The sequence below is a fragment of the Magnetospirillum molischianum DSM 120 genome (assembly GCF_000294655.1).
GTDB lineage: Bacteria > Pseudomonadota > Alphaproteobacteria > Rhodospirillales > Magnetospirillaceae > Phaeospirillum > Phaeospirillum molischianum.
Window position 1 is genome coordinate 19,541 of record NZ_CAHP01000022.1, and the last position, 17,292, is coordinate 36,832.

The 17,292-nt window shown below is 63.9% G+C and carries 21 protein-coding genes; 7 read left to right on the plus strand and 14 right to left on the minus strand.

The features are described from left to right. Positions 1-2 precede the first annotated feature (2 nt). On the minus strand, positions 3-1,049 hold the full coding sequence (locus PHAMO_RS10280) for an extracellular solute-binding protein (protein WP_002729085.1): 1,047 nt from the start codon (positions 1,047-1,049) through the stop codon (positions 3-5). A 2-nt stretch (positions 1,050-1,051) separates the two neighbouring features. Next, a complete protein-coding gene (locus PHAMO_RS10285) occupies positions 1,052-1,462 on the minus strand; it encodes a metallopeptidase family protein (RefSeq protein WP_002729087.1) in 411 nt (136 codons plus the stop codon). Between the two features lie 83 nt (positions 1,463-1,545). On the opposite strand from PHAMO_RS10285, the gene PHAMO_RS10290 reads away from it, so the two are divergent. Next, a complete protein-coding gene (locus tag PHAMO_RS10290) occupies positions 1,546-1,836 on the plus strand; it encodes a 4a-hydroxytetrahydrobiopterin dehydratase (RefSeq protein ID WP_002729089.1) in 291 nt (96 codons plus the stop codon). Between the two features lie 20 nt (positions 1,837-1,856). On the opposite strand, the gene lysA is transcribed toward PHAMO_RS10290, so the two are convergent. The 8 genes from lysA to pip form a co-directional block, all read right to left on the minus strand. Next, positions 1,857-3,143 carry a diaminopimelate decarboxylase gene (lysA, locus tag PHAMO_RS10295; RefSeq protein WP_002729091.1) on the minus strand — a complete coding sequence of 429 codons (1,287 nt, stop codon included), beginning with the start codon at positions 3,141-3,143 and terminating at the stop codon, positions 1,857-1,859. Between the two features lie 208 nt (positions 3,144-3,351). After that, positions 3,352-4,767 carry an argininosuccinate lyase gene (argH, locus tag PHAMO_RS10300; RefSeq protein WP_002729095.1) on the minus strand — a complete coding sequence of 472 codons (1,416 nt, stop codon included), beginning with the start codon at positions 4,765-4,767 and terminating at the stop codon, positions 3,352-3,354. Positions 4,768-4,860: 93 nt separating this feature from the next. Further along, on the minus strand, positions 4,861-5,685 hold the full coding sequence (locus PHAMO_RS10305) for a hypothetical protein (protein ID WP_002729097.1): 825 nt from the start codon (positions 5,683-5,685) through the stop codon (positions 4,861-4,863). Positions 5,686-5,690: 5 nt separating this feature from the next. Then, on the minus strand, positions 5,691-6,461 hold the full coding sequence (gene pgeF, locus PHAMO_RS10310; protein ID WP_002729100.1) for a peptidoglycan editing factor PgeF: 771 nt from the start codon (positions 6,459-6,461) through the stop codon (positions 5,691-5,693). Next, positions 6,458-7,549: a class I SAM-dependent methyltransferase gene (locus tag PHAMO_RS10315; RefSeq protein WP_002729102.1), complete on the minus strand. Its 1,092-nt coding sequence runs from the start codon at positions 7,547-7,549 to the stop codon at positions 6,458-6,460. The genes pgeF and PHAMO_RS10315 overlap by 4 nt, the downstream gene beginning before the upstream one ends. A gap of 32 nt (positions 7,550-7,581) precedes the next feature. Beyond that, positions 7,582-8,394 (minus strand): prolipoprotein diacylglyceryl transferase, encoded by an 813-nt coding sequence (gene lgt / locus PHAMO_RS10320; RefSeq protein ID WP_002729104.1) that lies wholly within the window; start codon positions 8,392-8,394, stop codon positions 7,582-7,584. Then, entirely contained in the window at positions 8,391-9,377 is a 987-nt protein-coding gene (gene rfaD, locus PHAMO_RS10325; RefSeq protein ID WP_002729107.1) for an ADP-glyceromanno-heptose 6-epimerase, read from the minus strand. Before rfaD ends, lgt begins: the two co-directional genes overlap by 4 nt. 127 nt (positions 9,378-9,504) lie before the next feature. Continuing rightward, a complete protein-coding gene (gene pip / locus PHAMO_RS10330; protein WP_002729109.1) occupies positions 9,505-10,446 on the minus strand; it encodes a prolyl aminopeptidase in 942 nt (313 codons plus the stop codon). 148 nt (positions 10,447-10,594) lie between these two features. Between pip and PHAMO_RS10335 the strand changes: the two genes are divergently transcribed. From PHAMO_RS10335 to rlmH, 5 genes are all read left to right on the plus strand, one after another. Next, positions 10,595-10,897 carry an STAS domain-containing protein gene (locus PHAMO_RS10335; RefSeq protein WP_002729111.1) on the plus strand — a complete coding sequence of 101 codons (303 nt, stop codon included), beginning with the start codon at positions 10,595-10,597 and terminating at the stop codon, positions 10,895-10,897. A gap of 283 nt (positions 10,898-11,180) precedes the next feature. Beyond that, a complete protein-coding gene (locus PHAMO_RS20460; RefSeq protein WP_456085336.1) occupies positions 11,181-11,411 on the plus strand; it encodes a DnaJ domain-containing protein in 231 nt (76 codons plus the stop codon). A gap of 5 nt (positions 11,412-11,416) precedes the next feature. Then, positions 11,417-12,046: a nicotinate-nucleotide adenylyltransferase gene (locus tag PHAMO_RS10345; RefSeq protein WP_002729115.1), complete on the plus strand. Its 630-nt coding sequence runs from the start codon at positions 11,417-11,419 to the stop codon at positions 12,044-12,046. Between the two features lie 69 nt (positions 12,047-12,115). Beyond that, positions 12,116-12,472: a ribosome silencing factor gene (rsfS, locus tag PHAMO_RS10350; RefSeq protein WP_002729117.1), complete on the plus strand. Its 357-nt coding sequence runs from the start codon at positions 12,116-12,118 to the stop codon at positions 12,470-12,472. Further along, a complete protein-coding gene (rlmH, locus tag PHAMO_RS10355) occupies positions 12,472-12,930 on the plus strand; it encodes a 23S rRNA (pseudouridine(1915)-N(3))-methyltransferase RlmH (protein ID WP_002729118.1) in 459 nt (152 codons plus the stop codon). Before rsfS ends, rlmH begins: the two co-directional genes overlap by 1 nt. 38 nt (positions 12,931-12,968) lie before the next feature. Here rlmH and PHAMO_RS10360 read toward each other — a convergent pair whose 3' ends face one another. Both PHAMO_RS10360 and PHAMO_RS10365 read right to left on the minus strand, forming a co-directional pair. Beyond that, positions 12,969-13,529 carry an HNH endonuclease gene (locus PHAMO_RS10360; RefSeq protein ID WP_002729119.1) on the minus strand — a complete coding sequence of 187 codons (561 nt, stop codon included), beginning with the start codon at positions 13,527-13,529 and terminating at the stop codon, positions 12,969-12,971. Positions 13,530-13,600: 71 nt separating this feature from the next. Continuing rightward, the gene (locus PHAMO_RS10365) at positions 13,601-14,287 is read right to left on the minus strand and encodes an alpha/beta hydrolase (protein WP_002729120.1); all 687 of its coding nucleotides are present in this window, start codon (positions 14,285-14,287) and stop codon (positions 13,601-13,603) included. 116 nt (positions 14,288-14,403) lie between these two features. Between PHAMO_RS10365 and gluQRS the strand changes: the two genes are divergently transcribed. Then, the gene (gluQRS, locus tag PHAMO_RS10370) at positions 14,404-15,228 is read left to right on the plus strand and encodes a tRNA glutamyl-Q(34) synthetase GluQRS (RefSeq protein WP_002729121.1); all 825 of its coding nucleotides are present in this window, start codon (positions 14,404-14,406) and stop codon (positions 15,226-15,228) included. A 39-nt stretch (positions 15,229-15,267) separates the two neighbouring features. Here gluQRS and trmB read toward each other — a convergent pair whose 3' ends face one another. Both trmB and metK read right to left on the minus strand, forming a co-directional pair. Next, positions 15,268-15,981 (minus strand): tRNA (guanine(46)-N(7))-methyltransferase TrmB, encoded by a 714-nt coding sequence (gene trmB / locus PHAMO_RS10375; RefSeq protein WP_002729122.1) that lies wholly within the window; start codon positions 15,979-15,981, stop codon positions 15,268-15,270. A 10-nt stretch (positions 15,982-15,991) separates the two neighbouring features. Beyond that, positions 15,992-17,158 carry a methionine adenosyltransferase gene (gene metK / locus PHAMO_RS10380; protein WP_002729123.1) on the minus strand — a complete coding sequence of 389 codons (1,167 nt, stop codon included), beginning with the start codon at positions 17,156-17,158 and terminating at the stop codon, positions 15,992-15,994. Positions 17,159-17,292: the final 134 nt, after the last annotated feature.

Consider the following 17,292-nt stretch of genomic DNA (forward strand, 5'->3'; position numbering starts at 1 on the left):
GCTTATTCGCCGGTGCGGATATTGGACCAGACCATATCGTGATAGCGGTGGATTTCTGGGTTGCAGGACACCAGGAATCCGACCTTGGCTGGCCAGGGCGCGACCAGTTCAGGGGCCGAAAGCACCTCGGGCCTCAGATGCGCCTCGGCTCCGCGGATCATCGTTGCATACCCGTTATAGTTGGTGTCGAGCGCTGCATTCTCTGGCCGTAGCATGAAAGCGATGAACTTCAGCGCATTGGTACGGTTGGGCGGATGACGCGGCACAGCGACGACATCGGTCCAGACCAGATTGCCTTCGCGTGGATAGGCGTAGGCCAAAGTCGGCCGCTCATCGCGGGCGCGCATTGCATCGCCGCTGGTGGTAACGGCCAGCGCCAACGTCTCGTTTCGTAAAGCAGAGGCAACCTGACTGATCGGGATCAGCCGCGCCCGTGCCATCAAGGGTTTCAGGAGGGTAACGGCTCGGTCGAGTCGGGCGGGGTCGGAGGTGCACCGTGGCTCGCCCGCTTGGATCAGGGCGAGGCGCAGCATCACAGAATCGTCCAGGAGTCCGATCCGGCGATCCAATTCCGCAGGCGGTGAGAACAGAAGCGACAGGCTGTCGATGTCGCCTTTATGAACCGTGGTATCGACGGTGAACGAGATCGTCCCCCACTGATGCGGAATCGTGTATTCGTTGCGAGGGTCGAACGAGCGCGACCGCCACGGGTCTTCGATGTTCCAGAAGCCTGGAAGGCGGTCGGCCCAGATCCGTTCCAGCCCTCCCTGTCCGATCAGTCCGGCGACATGATGATCGGACGGGAAGGCGATATCGAAACCGGGGGGGGAGGTGCGCAGGCGACGGATCATTTCGGCATGATCGGCGACTTCGGTGACATCGACGGCGATGCCGGTCTCGCGCTTGAATTTTTCGATCAGTTCGGGAGATAGGGTGGCGGTGCGCGCCAGAATACGAAGCTCGCTGCTGGCCAACGCCGGAGCGGGGAAAGCCAGCAGAACGGACAACAAGAACAGAATCGCCGCCACCCCTCGGCGCGGCGAGTCCATGTTCAGACCTCGTCTTCGATTCGGCTCATGTCGTCGTCGGACAGGCCGAAATGGTGGCCGATTTCATGGATGAGAACGTGGCGGACCAGCGTCGAGAGATCTTCGCCGGTTTCACACCAATAATCGAGGATCGGACGGCGGTAGAGCAGGATCATATCGACCGAGCCCGGCACGCCGCCAAAAGCGTGGATGTCCATCGCCGAACCGCGATAGAGCCCGAGCAGATCGAACGGGCTTTCCAGATCCATCTCACGCTCGACATCTTCGTCGGGAAAATCTTCGACGCGGATCAGAACATCGGCGACGTGACGGCGCAATTCCTCGGGAATCTCGGCAAAGGCGGCGGCGGCGATAGTGTCGAGATCGGCGATCGAAGGCGGCGTGGCGTAGTGTGGGATCAGTCTGCTCATCATCGCCCGAGTTTATCGTGTCCTTGCCGATGGTGCCAGCGTCACCCATGTGTCAAGAATATGCAACTCGTGGAGGCATGTCTGAGATGAATCCCGTCCTGTCCGGTGCCGAACGCACCGCCGCGTTGGCCAGCCTCTCCGGCTGGACCGAACGCGACGGCGGCAGTTCTCTTGCCCGCGATTTCGTCTTTCGCGATTTCGCCGAGGCCTTCGCTTTCATGACGCGGGTGGCGCTTGCCGCCGAACGGCTTGAGCATCACCCCGACTGGACCAACCGCTGGAACCGGGTCGAGATCACCCTGACCACCCACGAAGCGGGCGGTCTGACCGAGCGGGACATTTCTTTGGCCCGCGAGATCGACCGCGCCGCGAAGTAACGCCGAATCGGCGCCTGACGTTATTGACCCGTCTTCGTATCGCTCTGCCAATCCGGCAGGCGGTCAAAGGCGATCATTTCCTCGTAACTGGGCCGAACCCGCACCACCGCGAAGCGGTTGCCGTTGACCATCACTTCGGGCACCAGCGGCCGCGAATTGTAGGTCGAGGCCATCGCCGCGCCATAAGCGCCCGCTGTGGCGAACACCAGCAAATCCCCTGCCTGGACTGGGGGCAGGGGGCGTTGACGGGCGAAGGTGTCGCCGGTTTCGCAGACCGGGCCGACGATATCGACCGGCACCGCTTCGACTTCGGCGGAGGGTTCGGTCACAGGATGGATCGCGTGATAAGCGTCGTACAATGCGGGACGCATCAGGTCGTTCATCGCCGCATCGACGACGACGAAGGTCCGGGTTGCACCCGTTTTGACCCGCACCACTGACGAGACGAGCAGGCCAGCATTGCCGACCAGCAATCGGCCTGGCTCGACGAGGACGCTACAGCCCAGATCGCCTAACGTCTCGGCGATCGCACCGGCATAGGCGGCCGGAGAGGGCGGCGTCTCGCCATCATAGGGCACACCCAAACCGCCGCCGAGATCGAGGCGGCGGATATCGGTGCCGTCACTGCGCAGAACCTGGACCAGATCGCGCAGCCGCAGGAAGGCTTCGCGGAACGGCCCGATCTCGGTCAATTGCGAGCCGATATGGCAGGCCACCGCCACCGGCACGAGACCCGGCAGGGCACGGGCAATCGCATAGACTTCGCGGACGCGGGTCCATTCGATGCCGAACTTGTTTTCTTTCTTGCCGGTGGTGATCTTGGCGTGGGTATTGGCATCGACGTCGGGATTGACCCGGATCGCCACTTCGATCTCGCGTCCTGCCGCCGTCGCCAGTTCGGACAGCATCAGCAACTCAGGTTCGGACTCGACGTTGATCTGCATGATCCCGGACTCGATGGCAAAGGCCAGTTCGTCGCGGGTCTTGCCCACCCCGGAAAAGACGATCCGTTCGGCGGGTACGCCAGCGGCCAGCGCCCGGCGCAGTTCGCCCTCGCTGACCACATCGGCACCGGCACCAAGCCGCGACAGCGTTCGAATGACCGCCAGATTGGGATTGGCCTTGCAAGCGAAACAGATCGTTGCCTTCAGCCCCGCTGCCGCCAGGGACTCGGCCAGGACGGTATAATGCCGCTCAATCGTCGCGGTCGAGTAGCAATAGAACGGGGTGCCGACATCCGCGGCGATGCGGGGAATCGAAACGCCCTCGGCGAACAGAACGCCGTCCTGATAGTCGAAATGGTTCATCGGGATTGGTCCGTTTCAGGGGGTGGCGCACGGTTCGCCTCCCCGGCCCCGGTCCGGGTCGTCGCTTTCTGACCGGGATAGGGTGTGTAGGGATAGACGTTCGGGTAGGTCGCGCCCTCGGGCGTTTCCGGCTTGCCTCGGCGGCCGCAGGCGCTGAGGACCGAAGCTCCCAGCCCAGCCGTTAAAAATCCGAGCAGCCTGCGGCGGGTCACCGCCCTTCCTCCGCCAGCCGGGCGCGGGCCTCGGCGATGGCGGCGCGCACTCGCACCGGAGCGGTTCCGCCTTGGCTGGTGCGGCTGGCCACCGACGAAGCGACCGTCAGAACAGCGCGAGCCTCTTCGGTGATGCCCGGCTCGACCGCCTGCATGTCCTCAAGCGACAGGTCTTCCAGACCGACGCCTTTGTCCTCGGCCAGCTTGACCAGCGACCCGGCGACGTGGTGGGCGCGGCGGAACGGCATCCCCAGCGCCCGCACGCACCAATCGGCGATGTCGGTGGCGGTGGTGAAGCCCGCTCCGGCAGCGGCGGCCATCACCGCCTCGTTGACCGTCAGGTCGCGGATCATCCCGGCCATTGCCGAGATCGCCAGTTCCATCGTGTCGGCGGCTTCGAACACCGGCTCCTTGTCGTCCTGCATGTCCTTGGAATAGGCCAGCGGCAGACCCTTCATCACGATCAGCAGCGAGGACAGATCGCCGATCACTCGGCCGGTTTTCGCGCGGATCAACTCGGCGGCGTCGGGATTGCGCTTTTGCGGCATGATCGACGAGCCGGTGGTGAAGGCATCGGACAGCGAGACGAAGCGGAATTGCGCGCTGGTCCAGATCACCAGTTCCTCGGCCAGACGCGATAAATGCACCGCACAAATCGCCGAGGCCGACAGGAATTCCAGCGCGAAATCGCGATCCGACACGCCGTCGAGCGAATTCCGCATCGGCCGGTCAAACCCAAGCGCACGGGCGGTGGCCTCGCGGTCGATCGGGAACGAGGTGCCCGCCAGCGCCGCCGATCCCAGCGGGGATTCGTTCAGCCGCCGGCGCGCATCGACCAGACGGCCGCGGTCGCGTCCGATCATCTCGACATAGGCCATCAGGTGATGACCAAAGGTCACCGGCTGGGCCGCCTGAAGGTGGGTAAAGCCCGGCATTACCGTCGCCGCATGTTCCTCGGCGCGGTCGAGCAGGGCCAGAACGAGGTCTTTCAGACCGGCTTCCATCCCGTCGATGGCATCGCGTACCCACAAGCGGAAGTCGGTTGCCACTTGGTCGTTGCGCGAGCGGGCGGTGTGCAGCCGACCCGCCGGTTCACCAATCAGTTCGGCCAGCCGGGCTTCGACATTCATGTGGATGTCTTCCAGCTCGGCGCGGAACGGGAAGGTTCCGGCCTCGATTTCGGCCAGGACTCGTTCCAGTCCGTCCAGGATCGCCGCCGCATCGTCGGCACCGATCATCTTCTGGGCGGCCAGCATCCGGCAATGTGCCTGCGAGCCTCGGATATCCTGGGCATACAGGCGGCGGTCGAAATCGATTGAGGCGTTGATCCGCCGCATGATCGCGGCGGGGCCACCGGCAAAGCGACCGCCCCACATCTTGGATGCGGCGGCCTTGCTGTCGTTATCGGTCATGAGGGTTCCGTGGGTCAGAAAACTGGCGAACACCCTACACCCGCCGCTTCCGGGCGGGAAGAGGGCTGACACGGGATGACCTGTGTCGGGGCGTTACTTCCGTTTGGCGGCGCGGACGAGTTCGGCGAGTCCTTCGATTCCGCCTGCGGCGATGTCCGAGGCCAACGACCCCCAGGGTCCGGCCAGACGTCCCTTCGGCAACGCGCCCTGCTGGGATATCCGTCCCAGTTCGGCGCCGTCGGCACCGGCGACAATCCAGACCATCGTCAGGGTCTCCTGTCCACCGGCGGCGGCGGTAACGGTCGCCTGGACCCGCATGACGAAATCAGCGGCACCGTCACCCTCCACCGGCTTGAAGCCTGACTTTTCCAGCAGTTTCCGCAGCGCGTTGCTCAATGCGGCGTTGCCGTCGCCGGGCAGATCCGACAGCGGCACCAGCCGCACCGTGGTTGGCGCGGGCGGCGGAGTCGGTGGGGCGGCGGTCGGGCCGCCGCTCAGAACCGGCATCGCTTTTTCGACCAGATCGGCGGCCAGTCCGTCGATCAGGCGGGGGGTGGGGGTCCGCCAGACTTCGGCTGGAATGGTCTGAGTCAGATCGGCGGCGATTTCGTCATCGGCGCGGACCAGCCGCCAGCGTAAGACCGTCGTGGTCGCTCCCTCTTCTGCCTCGGAGATCAAGGTCCAGCCGCCACCGCCGCCGCTGCGGGTGGTGGCGGGAATCTCCGAGTCGAGCAGGCGACGAACGACCGCGTCCGCCAGCATGGCACCGCGCGGGGATTCGTCGATCCGGCGCACCAGCACGGATCGTGCCGCCACCGGAGCCAGGGCGACGTTGGGGCCGTCGTGACGGAACGGCTGGGGGACATCGCCACAGCCAACCACAATCAATAAGGGCAGGATCAGCGCAGCGGCGCGCACCCGGTTCAGCCTTCGAGCAGAATAGTGGAAAGTTGGCGTCCGTAATCGGGTTCGCCCCGCAACGTGGCGCGGCGATAGCTGAAAAAGCGTGTCTCGTCCCGGTTGGTGTCGGCGGGAACCCGCGAGACGTCAGTCACTCCCAGCCGCGACAAGCGGCGCGAGACATAGCCCGGCAGGTCGAACAGATAGCGTCCCTCGGTAAAAGGCGATGGCGCGAAGAAATCGGCGTTGATGATGTCGCCATCGATGAACGGCTCGGGAAAATCGTGGCCGACTTCATAGCTGCGCTGGCCGATACAGGGGCCGATTGCGGCGACGATGCGGTCGGTTTTCGCCCCCAAGCCGACCATCGCGGTGATCGCATTGTCGAGCACGCCGCTCAATGCGCCGCGCCATCCGGCATGGACGGCGGCAACCACCTGGGCGCGGGCATCGGCGAGCAGAACCGGGGCGCAATCGGCGGTGAGGATGCCAAGCACGAGGCCGGGCCGGTCAGTCACCATCGCATCGGCGACCGGAGGATGTGCCGGATCCCACTTTTCACGGACCACCACCACTTCGGCGGTGTGGGCCTGATGCAGCGTGCACAGAGCGTCGGCGGGTTGGTCCAACATCGCCATCACGCGGGCGCGGTTTTCGGCGACGGCGGCGGGATCGTCTTTCGAGCCGGGGCCACAGTTGAGCGAGGCGTAAATGCCGGTCGAAACGCCCCCTTCGCGGGTAAAAAAGCCGTGCCGCAGGCACGAAATCTCGTTCAAAATCGATAGGGTGATCATGGGGGGGATGATCCTTGAGGCACGTTCAGAGCAGTAAGCTTGGGCAGGGTTGGAGAGGCCAGGGCGAGAACGCGGAACAGGGTGCCCATTTCGCTGGGATCGATCAAGCGCCGCGCTCCGGCGGCCAGGGCGGCGGCCTGCTCTGGCGTTGCTTCCCGCATCAGCATCGTCGCCCGCTCTTCGATCCCCATCCGCGACAGGAACAGCCCCTGAGAGACCGGCCCGTCAATCCGTGCTCCGGCCTGTCGCGCCGCCGCCGCCAGTCGGGCGAAATCGACATGGGCGGTCAGATCGACGCGGCCAGGATCGGCCAGCACGGGGTGATAACGGTGACGGCGCACCGCCTGAAGAGTATCGCCGATTCCGCCTGATTCATGGCCGTAATCGATGATGAGGGCGGCGCCGATATCAGCGCATAGGCGGCGTCCCAGCCACGTTGCCAGGGCCAGACCGGCCTCTCCGATCTCGGCGATTGCTCCTTCGGCGGCCTCGGCGGGGAGTTCGGGCGCGTTGGATTCGGCTCCGGCGACGAAGACGAATCCGCCGTCCGGGTCCAGTCCGACTCGCCGTTCGCGCCAAACGCCATCCTTGCGCTCGAATTGGCGGATCGGCAGGGCGTCGAACAGTTCGTTGGCGATCACCAGCAACGGACCTGGCGGCAAGTCCTCAACCCGCTCGACCCAAGTGACTTTGTGCCCGGCCAGAGTCTGAACTTGACGGTTGCGTAACGCCGGGCTGGTCTCGACCAGAACCACCTCCAGCGCGGCAGCAAAGGCCGGACGGACCTGGGCGGTGCGCAGCAGATCCGCCATCAACGTCCCGCGTCCCGGCCCGATCTCGGCCAGAACCAGCCGCGCCGGCGATCCCATCGCCTGCCACGCCAGCAAGCACCATAGTCCGATCAACTCGCCGAACATCTGGCTGATTTCCGGTGCCGTGGTGAAATCGCCGCCCAGACCGAACGGGTCATGTCCGGTGTAATAGCCGTGTTCGGGGTGACCGAGCGCCGCCGCCATGTACTCGGCGACGGAAATCGGTCCCCGCACTCGGATTGTCTCGGCCAGAATGTGCGCCAATGGCTGGGTCATGATGTCACCTTGGCTCATAGACGGGCGGCGGTTCAGGCGGTTGCGGTTTTGCCCCGATAGGCCGCGACGATCAGGCCAGCCCCAAACAGCACCAGCGGTACCGACAGCAACTGACCCATGGTGAAGCCGCCCCACAGGAAGCCAAGATGGGCATCGGGCTGGCGGAAGATTTCGCCGACCATCCGGGCCAGACCGTATCCGGCCATGAACACGCCGGACAGCGCGCCGGGATGGTGGCGGATGGCGGTGAAGCGCCACAGTAGGAACAGGATCAGCCCCAGTGCGGCCCCCTCCAGCCCGGCTTGATAAAGCTGGCTGGGGTGGCGCGGCTCGGGTCCGCCATGGGGAAACACCATCGCCCAGGGCAGGTCTGAGGGGGCGACACGGCCGAACAACTCGCCATTGATGAAATTGGCGATACGACCGAAGAACTGACCGATCGGCTCGGCACAACAAATCACGTCCCCGATCAGGAACATGTTGCGCCGGTTCTTCTTGGCGAACAGCACGACGGCAAGCATCACGCCCAGCGCCCCGCCATGGAAGGACATGCCCCCATGCCACAGCATCGGGATCTCAAGCGGATTGGCTAAGAAATAAGCGGGTTTGTAGAACAGGACATAGCCCAGCCGCCCCCCCAGGATCACCCCCAACGTCGCCCAGACCAGGAAGTCGTCAACCTCGGTTTCGGTCATCGCGTTGGGCGGTCGGGCGACCAGCGCCTTGACATAACGCCAGCCCAGCAGCAGCCCGGAAATATAGGCCAGGGCATACCAGCGAATCGCGAACGGACCCAGTTGCAGCGCAACTGGGTCGATCTGGGGGTAGGTGAGGGCAAAGCTCATCGGTACGAATCCGCTGCCGCCAGATAGCGCTTCACATAGGTTTCGACGCCCTGCTCCAGTCCGGTGAAGGGACGGTCGTAGCCCGCTTCGCGCAGGCGGTCCATCCGCGCCTCGGTGAAGTACTGGTACTTGTCGCGGATTTCGATCGGGGTATCGCGGAACTTGATCTGCGGTTCGCGCCCAACCGAGCGATAGACCGAATTGGCCAGATCAAGGAACGACCGCGCCTTGCCGGTGCCGACATTGAACAGGCCGTTGACCTGGGGGTTGTCGTAAGCCCACATCATCACGTCGATGACATCGCCGATCCAGATGAAATCACGCAACTGCCCGCCGTCCGGGTATTTCGGATTATGCGAGCGGAACAGCTGGTAAGCGGCTCCGGCGACGGCGTGGGGATAAATCTGGGCCACCACGCTCTGCTGGGTTCCCTTATGGTATTCGTTGGGACCGTAGACGTTAAAGAACTTCAACCCGACCCATTGCGGCGGGCGGCGCGACCCGACCGACAGTTTGCGCGCCACGCGGCGGTCGAACAGATGCTTCGACCAGCCATAGGCGTTCAGCGGGAGCAGCTTCGCCAGATGCTCGATCGATGCATCGTCGTCGAAGCCGTGGGTACCGTCACCATAGGTCGCCGCCGATGAGGCGTAGATCATCCGCACGTTGTTCATCGCGCACCATTTCCACAGCGCGAGCGTCAACGAGAAATTGTTGGCGACGATCTTGTCGGCGTCGGTCTCGGTGGTGGCCGAAATCGCGCCCATGTGAAAAATGACCTCGATGCCTTTGCGATTTGCCTCAAGGAAATCGAATAATTGCTCGGGATGAACGATGTCGGCCAGCTCGCGCTTGGCGATGTTGCGCCACTTGTTGTTGCTGCGCAGCCTGTCGCACGCCACCAATTTTCCAGCATTGCGCTGTTCCAGCGCCGCCAGGATGTTTGACCCGATGAAGCCGGCGCCGCCGGTGACTAAAATCATCGCACGCTCCGCGACCTTTGGGGGGACTATCGCGGTTATAGGCCCGCCGCCGAGGCTTCCGCAAGCGGCGGAACCGTGAAGGCGATTCTGTTCATTGTTTCAGTCGCTCCGTCCGATCCTGTGTCGATCAATCGATGACCACCGCTTTCATTTGTTCGACCGCTTCGATCAGCGCCGAGCGCAGCGGTGGTTCCATCGCCGCGTGTCCGGCATTGGGGAGTATCCTCAACAAGGCTTCCGGCCAGACGCGGGCCAGTTCGAATGCGGTGACGGGCGGACAAATCACATCGTAACGCCCCTGGACGATGATGGCGGGCAGATGTCGGATCGCCTCCATCCCGTCCAGTAATTGGTTCGGTGTCAGGAAACCGTCATTGGCCATGTAATGGGCCTCGATCCGCGCCATCGACAGCACGCCCGGCCCGACCGGCAGGCCATCGTCGGGGCGAGGGATGATTCGGGCGCAGGCCTCTTCATAGGCGCACCACGCCCGCGCCGCCGATAAATGAATTAACGGATCGGGATCGTTCAGCCGCTTTTGCCATGCCGCCAGCGGGGTGGTTCGCTCGGCGGGGGGAAGAAACGTGGCGAAGCGCCGTCCGGCCTCGGGGAAGAAATGCCCCATGCCGGTCATGAACCACTCGATCTCGGGGATCGAGAACAGAAACACTCCGCGCAGGACGAAGCCGAGGCAGTGCTGCGGGAACGCCTGACCATAGGCCAGGGCCAGGGTACTTCCCCACGAACCGCCGAACAGAAGCCAGCGCTCGATCCCGAGATGAAGCCGGAGCGCTTCGAGGTCGGCGACGAGATGAGGGGTGGTGTTGGCGACGATCGACGCCTCGGGTAGCGAGCGTCCGCAGCCGCGCTGATCGACCAGAACGATTTTCCAAAAAGCGGGGTCGAAAAAGCGGCGATAAGTCGGTTGTGTGCCTGCTCCCGGCCCGCCATGGACGAACAGGACCGCGGGACCGGATGGATTGCCCGAGACGTCCCAGTAAAGCTGGTGGCCGTCACCGACCGGCAACAGCCCGACCTGTATCGGTTCGATCGGCGGAAACATCTCCATGGCGCCTCAGCAAAGCGGAGAAAGACTTGGGTAAGTATGACACGTGGATTGAAGGCGGACCAGACGCAGCCCGCACGAGAGTCTGGAGAAGCGGCGCATCTGAGGGCATACTTGATTCGAGTGTCCCCTCCCCCCGACCCGAGGACTCATGAAGGCTCTCCTGTCCCACGCCGAGTCCGTCTTGACCGTGTCTCTCGACGGTTGCCTCGATCATACCGCCGGCAGTTCCTGCCAACACCTGATCGATGAAATTTCCCCGATCCGGGTCAGTCGGGTCATCGTCGATCTCAGCCGGGTGCCACGCATCGATTCGGTCGGACTTGGCATGCTGTATCTGGTCCGCGACGCTGTTACCGGCATCGACGCGCGGCTGACGCTACGCGGAGCGACGCCGACGGTTTTACGTCTGCTCGAATTGACCGGCAGCCATCAAGTGTTCGAGATCGAATGACCGTGCCGCTCCGCCGCTTTTCCCCGATTGCGCGAGGATATCGATGCTGGCCTGGATTCTTCTAGCCGCCGCTGGGTTGCTGCTGGCGCTGGCCGGATTGGGCTGGTTGATCCGGCAACCGCCGGGAAAGATCAGGTCCGGTTTGATCTCCGTCGCTCTGCTGGCGGTGGCGGTGATCGGCATGGCCCTTCTTCTCAGCGGTCGGCTGGCCGGTCTGATCGCTTTGCTTGCCGGATTGTCGCCCTGGCTGTCGCGAGCGATGCGGCTGCACCAATTCTGGCGGATGCTGCNGGGGCAGCCCGCCGAGGCCGCCCCTCCCCCTCCGCCGCCGGCTGGTGTGGGAGGGCTGACTCGTGCCCAGGCGTATGAGATACTTGGCCTCTCCCCCAATGCCCGTCCAGACGAGATCCGCGCCGCCCATCGTAAACTGATGCAGGCCAATCATCCCGATCGCGGCGGATCGACCTGGATCGCGGCCCGGCTTAATCAGGCTCGCGACCTGCTGCTGGGATAGGATCGATGCCGCCCCTGTCTCCTCTTCCCCTGCCCCCCAACCCGCACGGCAATCGCTGCCGGGCGCGAGTCGGGTTGCTGGGCGGTTCGTTCAACCCCGCCCATGACGGCCATCGCCACGCCGCGCTTCAGGCGATGCGGCGGCTTGGCCTCGATCAGGTCTGGTTGATGGTGAGTCCGCAGAACCCGCTAAAATCCACTGCCGAGACCCAACCCCTGTCCAGCCGGGTCGAGTCTGCCCGGCGCATGGCGGCCGGTCATCCCGCCCTGCGGGTCACCGCGCTGGAGACCAGCCTTGGCACCCGCTTTACCGCCGATACGCTGGCCGTGCTGGTCCGCCGCTTTCCCCGGATCGAGTTCGTTTGGCTGATGGGGGCCGATAATCTGGCCCAGATTCACCTTTGGACCCGTTGGGCCACGATCTTTCGCACGGTTCCAGTTGCGATTCTGGCGCGGGAACCGTATTCTGAACGTGCCTTGGCCGCAAAGGCATCGCGGCGATTCGCCCGCTTCCGCTGTCCCTCGGGTGCGGCGCGCGGGCTCTGCCGGAAGCATCTTCCCGCCTGGGTGTTTCTTCACATTCGGCGTCATCCCGCTTCCTCTACCGCGCTGCGGGCGGCCATACCCATTCCCTGAATCAGGCCCAAGCGACAGGAGCCCGTCATTACCCAGCCTCTTCCTTCCGAGTCCACCCCGGCGACCGATTTGCTCGCCCTGGTCACCGCCGCTCTGGAAGACCTCAAGGCCGAAGACATTGTTACCTTCGACCTGCGCGGCCGTACTTCGATTGCCGATGGCATGGTGATCGCCAGCGGGCGTTCGGCCCGTCAGGTTGGCGCGATGGCCGATCACATCGGACGGGCGCTGAAACAGGCCGGATGCCACGTTTCATCCGAGGGCGAGCCGCAATGCGACTGGGTTCTGGTCGATGGTGGCGATATCATCGTCCATCTGTTCCGGCCCGAAGTCCGCGCCTTCTATAATCTGGAAAAGATCTGGGCCCGTCCGGCCGAGTCCGCCGGACAGGTTGCCTCGCGTCCCCAGGCTGCCGCAGGCGTCTGATGCGGGTTACCCTGGCGGCGGTCGGCCGGGCCCGTTCGGGTCCGGAGCTGGATCTGTTCCAGCAATATGTCCGCCGCCTGACTCCGCCATTGACCTTGCGCGAGGTCGAAGAGCGTCGCCCGTTGCCGTCCGATCGTCTCAAGGCCCGCGAGGCCGAGCTTCTACTCGGCTGCGTGCCGCCCGGCGCGGTGACGGTCGCGTTGGACGAACGCGGCGTGGCGATTGGCTCGATGGCCTTCGCGACCCGCCTGCAAGGCTGGCGCGAGTCTGGCACCAGCGATCTGGTGTTTCTGATCGGTGGTGCCGATGGACATGGCGAGGCGGTGCGCAGTCGTGCCGATCTGCTCTTGTCGTTCGGTCCCATGACATGGCCGCACATGCTGGTGCGCGCGTTGCTGGCCGAGCAATTGTGGCGGGTGCAGGCGATCCTGTCCGGCCATCCCTATCACCGGGCTTAACGCCATTTGCGTTTGATCCAGCGAGGGGTATCGAGGCGTCAGAACTGTTCGAGTTCGGTATCCCAATACAGATAATCGCGCCAGGATTGGTGCAGGTAATTGGGCGGGAAAGACCGGCCATTGACCTGAAGCCGAAACGTCGAGGGTTGTTCCGGTCTGGCCAGCAGGGTCATTCCTGCGGCACGGGCCGAGCGGCACCCCTTGCGGAGATTGCACGGTGAACACGCGGTGACGACGTTGTCCCAGGTGGTTCGCCCCCCGCGTGAGCGCGGAACAACGTGGTCGAAGGTCAGTTCATGGGTCGGGAATGAGTGGCCGCAATACTGACAACTGAAGCGGTCGCGCAAGAAGACGTTGAAGCGTGTAAAAGCTGGTCGCCGCGTCGTGGGAACGTATTCCTTCAGCGAAATAACGCTGGGCAGCCGCATCGTAAAGGTGGGAGAGCGAATCTCCCGGTCATATTCCGATACGACGGACACACGATCAGAGACCACCGCTCGGATCGCGTCCTGCCACGACCACAGCGATAACGGGAAGTAACTGAGTGGCCGGAAATCGGCATTCAGCACCAGGGCAGGATGGTTGTCGAACGCGACCAAACGCCTCTCCCTTCACGGGTTGAGAAACGATAGTCGTTTTGTCCTAGATAATCTATGCCGACATCATGACGTTATGTTGAAACCGGACACTCGAAAGTCTGGGCTAGAAAGGCCTGAGCCAGACGTGCGCTCGACTCGTCGATGCCATGGCCCAGGCCGGGCTGCATCTGGGCCAGCACCGGCACCCCGACGGCGGCCAAAGCCTGTTCGGCGGTAGCCAGACTGGCAGGATTGACCACTTCGTCCTGCTCGCCATGGATCAGCAGCACCGGCGGGCGGACTGTGATTTCGCTGGCCAGTGACGCGGCATCGACCAACGCCCCAGACAGGCTGATCAGTGCTGCGGGGGATTTCGCGCGGCGCAGGCCGACATGAAGCGCCATCATCGCGCCCTGGCTGAAGCCGACCAGGGCAAGGTCGCCATTGCCGACGCCCCAGTGCGTCAGTTGTTGCTCGATATAGGCATCAAGCCGAGGCGCGGTGGCGCGCAAAGCGGCGGAAATGGCCGGGCCGCTGCGGTCTTGCAAGCTGAACCATTGCCGCCCGAACGGAGCAAGATCGAACGGCTCGGGCGCATCCGGGGCGACGAAGGCGGCGTCGGGCAGGACTGCCGCGAAGAACGGAGCCAACTCGATCAGGTCGGAGCCATCGACGCCGACACCGTGCAGCAGGATCACTAACTGCGCTGCCGGTCCGCCGGATGCAGGCGGAACTTCGGGTCCGGTCAGTGGGGGCAAGGTCGGGGACGGCTCGGTCATGACACCTCCAGCGAAGCGCGCCCGGTTTCCAGCCATGCTAGACTGGAACCAGTACGGGGCCGTAATAAGATCATGCCCCGCCGTCGCCTGTGAAGGACCAAACCGCGCATTCGGCCATGATCGTTACCCGTTTCGCCCCCAGCCCAACCGGAGAGCTTCATCTCGGCCACGCCTTTTCCGCTCTGAGCGCCTTCGCGGCCGCGCGGATGGCGGCGGGACGGTTTCTTTTGCGGATCGAGGATATCGACCTGGGCCGCTGCCGTCCGGCTTTCGTCGACTCGATTCTGACCGATCTGTCCTGGCTCGGTCTTGTTTGGGAAGAACCTGTGCGGCGACAGTCAGAGCATTTTGACGAATACCGCGCCGCTCTCGACGTTCTTTCCGCTCAGGGACTGCTCTATCCTTGCTTTTGCACCCGCAAGGACATCGCCGGAGCCGGACAGGCACCGCACGGCCCCGATGGTCCGCTTTATCCCGGCACCTGTCGCAATTTGTCTCCGGCGGAGCAATTGGAGCTGCGGGAGTCCGGCCAGCCCTTTGCCCTCCGTCTCGATTGCGCGGAGGCGACCCGGCGGGTGGGGCGGTTGGTTTGGCATGACCGCTTCGCCGGGACCGTCGTTGCCCGTCCCGAATTGTTTGGCGATTTCGTGCTGGCCCGCAAGGATTGCCCGGCGAGCTATCACCTCGCCGTCACCCTTGACGATGCCCATCAGGGGGTAACGCTGGTGACGCGGGGTGAGGATTTGTTCGCCGCCACTCATGTTCACCGCCTGCTTCAGGCGCTGTTTGATTTGCCCGTCCCGGATTACAGCCACCATCCGCTGTTGACTGGTCCCGATGGCCGTCGTCTGGCCAAACGCGACCACGCCCAGACCCTGCGTTCGTTGCGAGAGGACGGGCGCTCGGCGGTTGAGGTGCGGGCGATGGTCGGATTGGTCTAAGGCTGCGCCCTTTTCCTGCGCATCGCCTCATCCATCCGATCAGCGCGGAATGCGGCGATAGCGGAAAAAGGTCGGTTCACGTCCCGTCAGGCACTTGATTTCGTAACGGGTGGCGGGCCAGTCGGACGGCAGAGTTGCGCGCGCGGTGGTGACCTGCTCGCGGCGAAAAGCGGGATGAGCGTCGAGCTGGCGGGTGGCCCAGGCGACATAAATCGGATCATCGCTGGCGACGCGCAATTCACCCTCGTCCGTGAGCAGGCGGGCGATCTGATCGAGATTGTCGGGGTTGATGAACCGGCGGTCGGAATGGCGCGATTTCGGCCAGGGATCGGGAAACAACACGAAAACCCGGCTCAGGGATGCTTCGGGCAATGCCGGGAGCAACAGGCGAGCGTCGTCAGGAAAAACGCGGACGTTTTCCAGATCCTGGGCCTGAACATGACCCAGCAGGCTGGCGATGCCGTTACGGAAGACCTCGCTGCCGATCATTCCGATACCGGGATGAGCTTCGGCCAGGGTGGCGAGATGCTCACCGCCGCCGAATCCGACTTCGAGCCAGATCTCGTCTACCGGGCAAGGGAACAGGGTAATGGGATCGATTTGTTCGTTCGGCCCCGGTATGGCGATGGCAAGACGGGGCAGCAGGCCGTCGATCAGGCCGAGGGCTGTCCGACGCAGGGCCTTGCCGCTGCGCCGTCCGAAGAAGCGCGGCCGATCTCCGGCCGCGCCGCTTTTTTCATTGTCCTCGGCCATCTCACCGACGTCAGAAAGCGCGCTTCAGCGCATCGACCAGATCGGTCCGTTCCCAAGAGAAGCCGCCATCGGCTTCCGGGGCGCGGCCGAAATGGCCATAGGCGGCGGTCCGCGCATAAATCGGCTTGTTGAGGCCGAGATGGGTGCGGATGCCGCGCGGGCTGAGATCGACCAACTGCTGAAGCACGTCGGACAGCTTGTCTTCATCGACCTGGGCAGTACCGAAGGTATCGACATAGACCGACAGCGGCTTCGACACGCCGATGGCGTAGCTGAGCTGGATGACGCACCGGGACGCGAGACCCGAGGCGACGACGTTCTTCGCCAGATAGCGGGCGGCATAGGCAGCCGAACGATCGACCTTGGTCGGGTCCTTGCCCGAGAACGCCCCGCCGCCGTGCGGAGCCGCGCCGCCGTAGGTGTCAACGATGATCTTACGCCCGGTCAGGCCGGTGTCGCCATCGGGACCGCCGATGACGAAGCGGCCGGTCGGGTTGACGTAGAAATGGGCTTCATCGGGGAACCAGCCTTCGGGCAGCACATTCTTGACGTGCGGACGGACCAGTTCGCGGATCTCGGCCTGGGTGGCGGCTTCGATGTGCTGGGTCGAAACGACCACCGACGCGGCGCGAACCGGCTTGCCGTCGCGGTATTCCAGGGTAACCTGGCTTTTCGCGTCGGGCAGGAACTGCGCGGCGGCGCCGGAATGGCGAGCCTCGGCCATCGACTTCAAGATTTCGTGCGAATAGTAGATCGGGGCCGGCATCAGCGTCTCGGTCTCGTTGACCGCATAGCCGAACATGATGCCCTGATCGCCCGCACCTTCGTCCTTGTCGCCCGCGGCATCGACGCCGACGGCGATATCGGCGGACTGGGCGTGGACGTGATACTGCACCTCGGCGTTCTTCCAGTGGAAGCCGTCCTGCTCGTAACCAATGTCCTTGATGGCGTGGCGCGCAGCGTCGATCAGCAGATCTTTGGTAACCGAAGCCGGTCCACGTACTTCACCGGCCAAAACCACCAGATTGGTGGTGCACAGCGTCTCTACCGCAACCCGAGACTGGGGGTCGGCGGCAAGAAAGGCATCGACCACGGCATCGGAAATGCGGTCGCTGACCTTATCTGGGTGCCCTTCGGACACCGATTCGCTGGTGAAAAGAAAATTCTTTTTGGACACGGGCAAGCCCTCCTCGATCCTATCCACAGGGGACCAGGGGCATCAGACGCTGGGAACGTCGCCATCGTGATGCACCCACTTAGCCGTTTTGACGTGGCGGCAAGCGGTCAAAATCTCCACAGGAGCGAGTGACC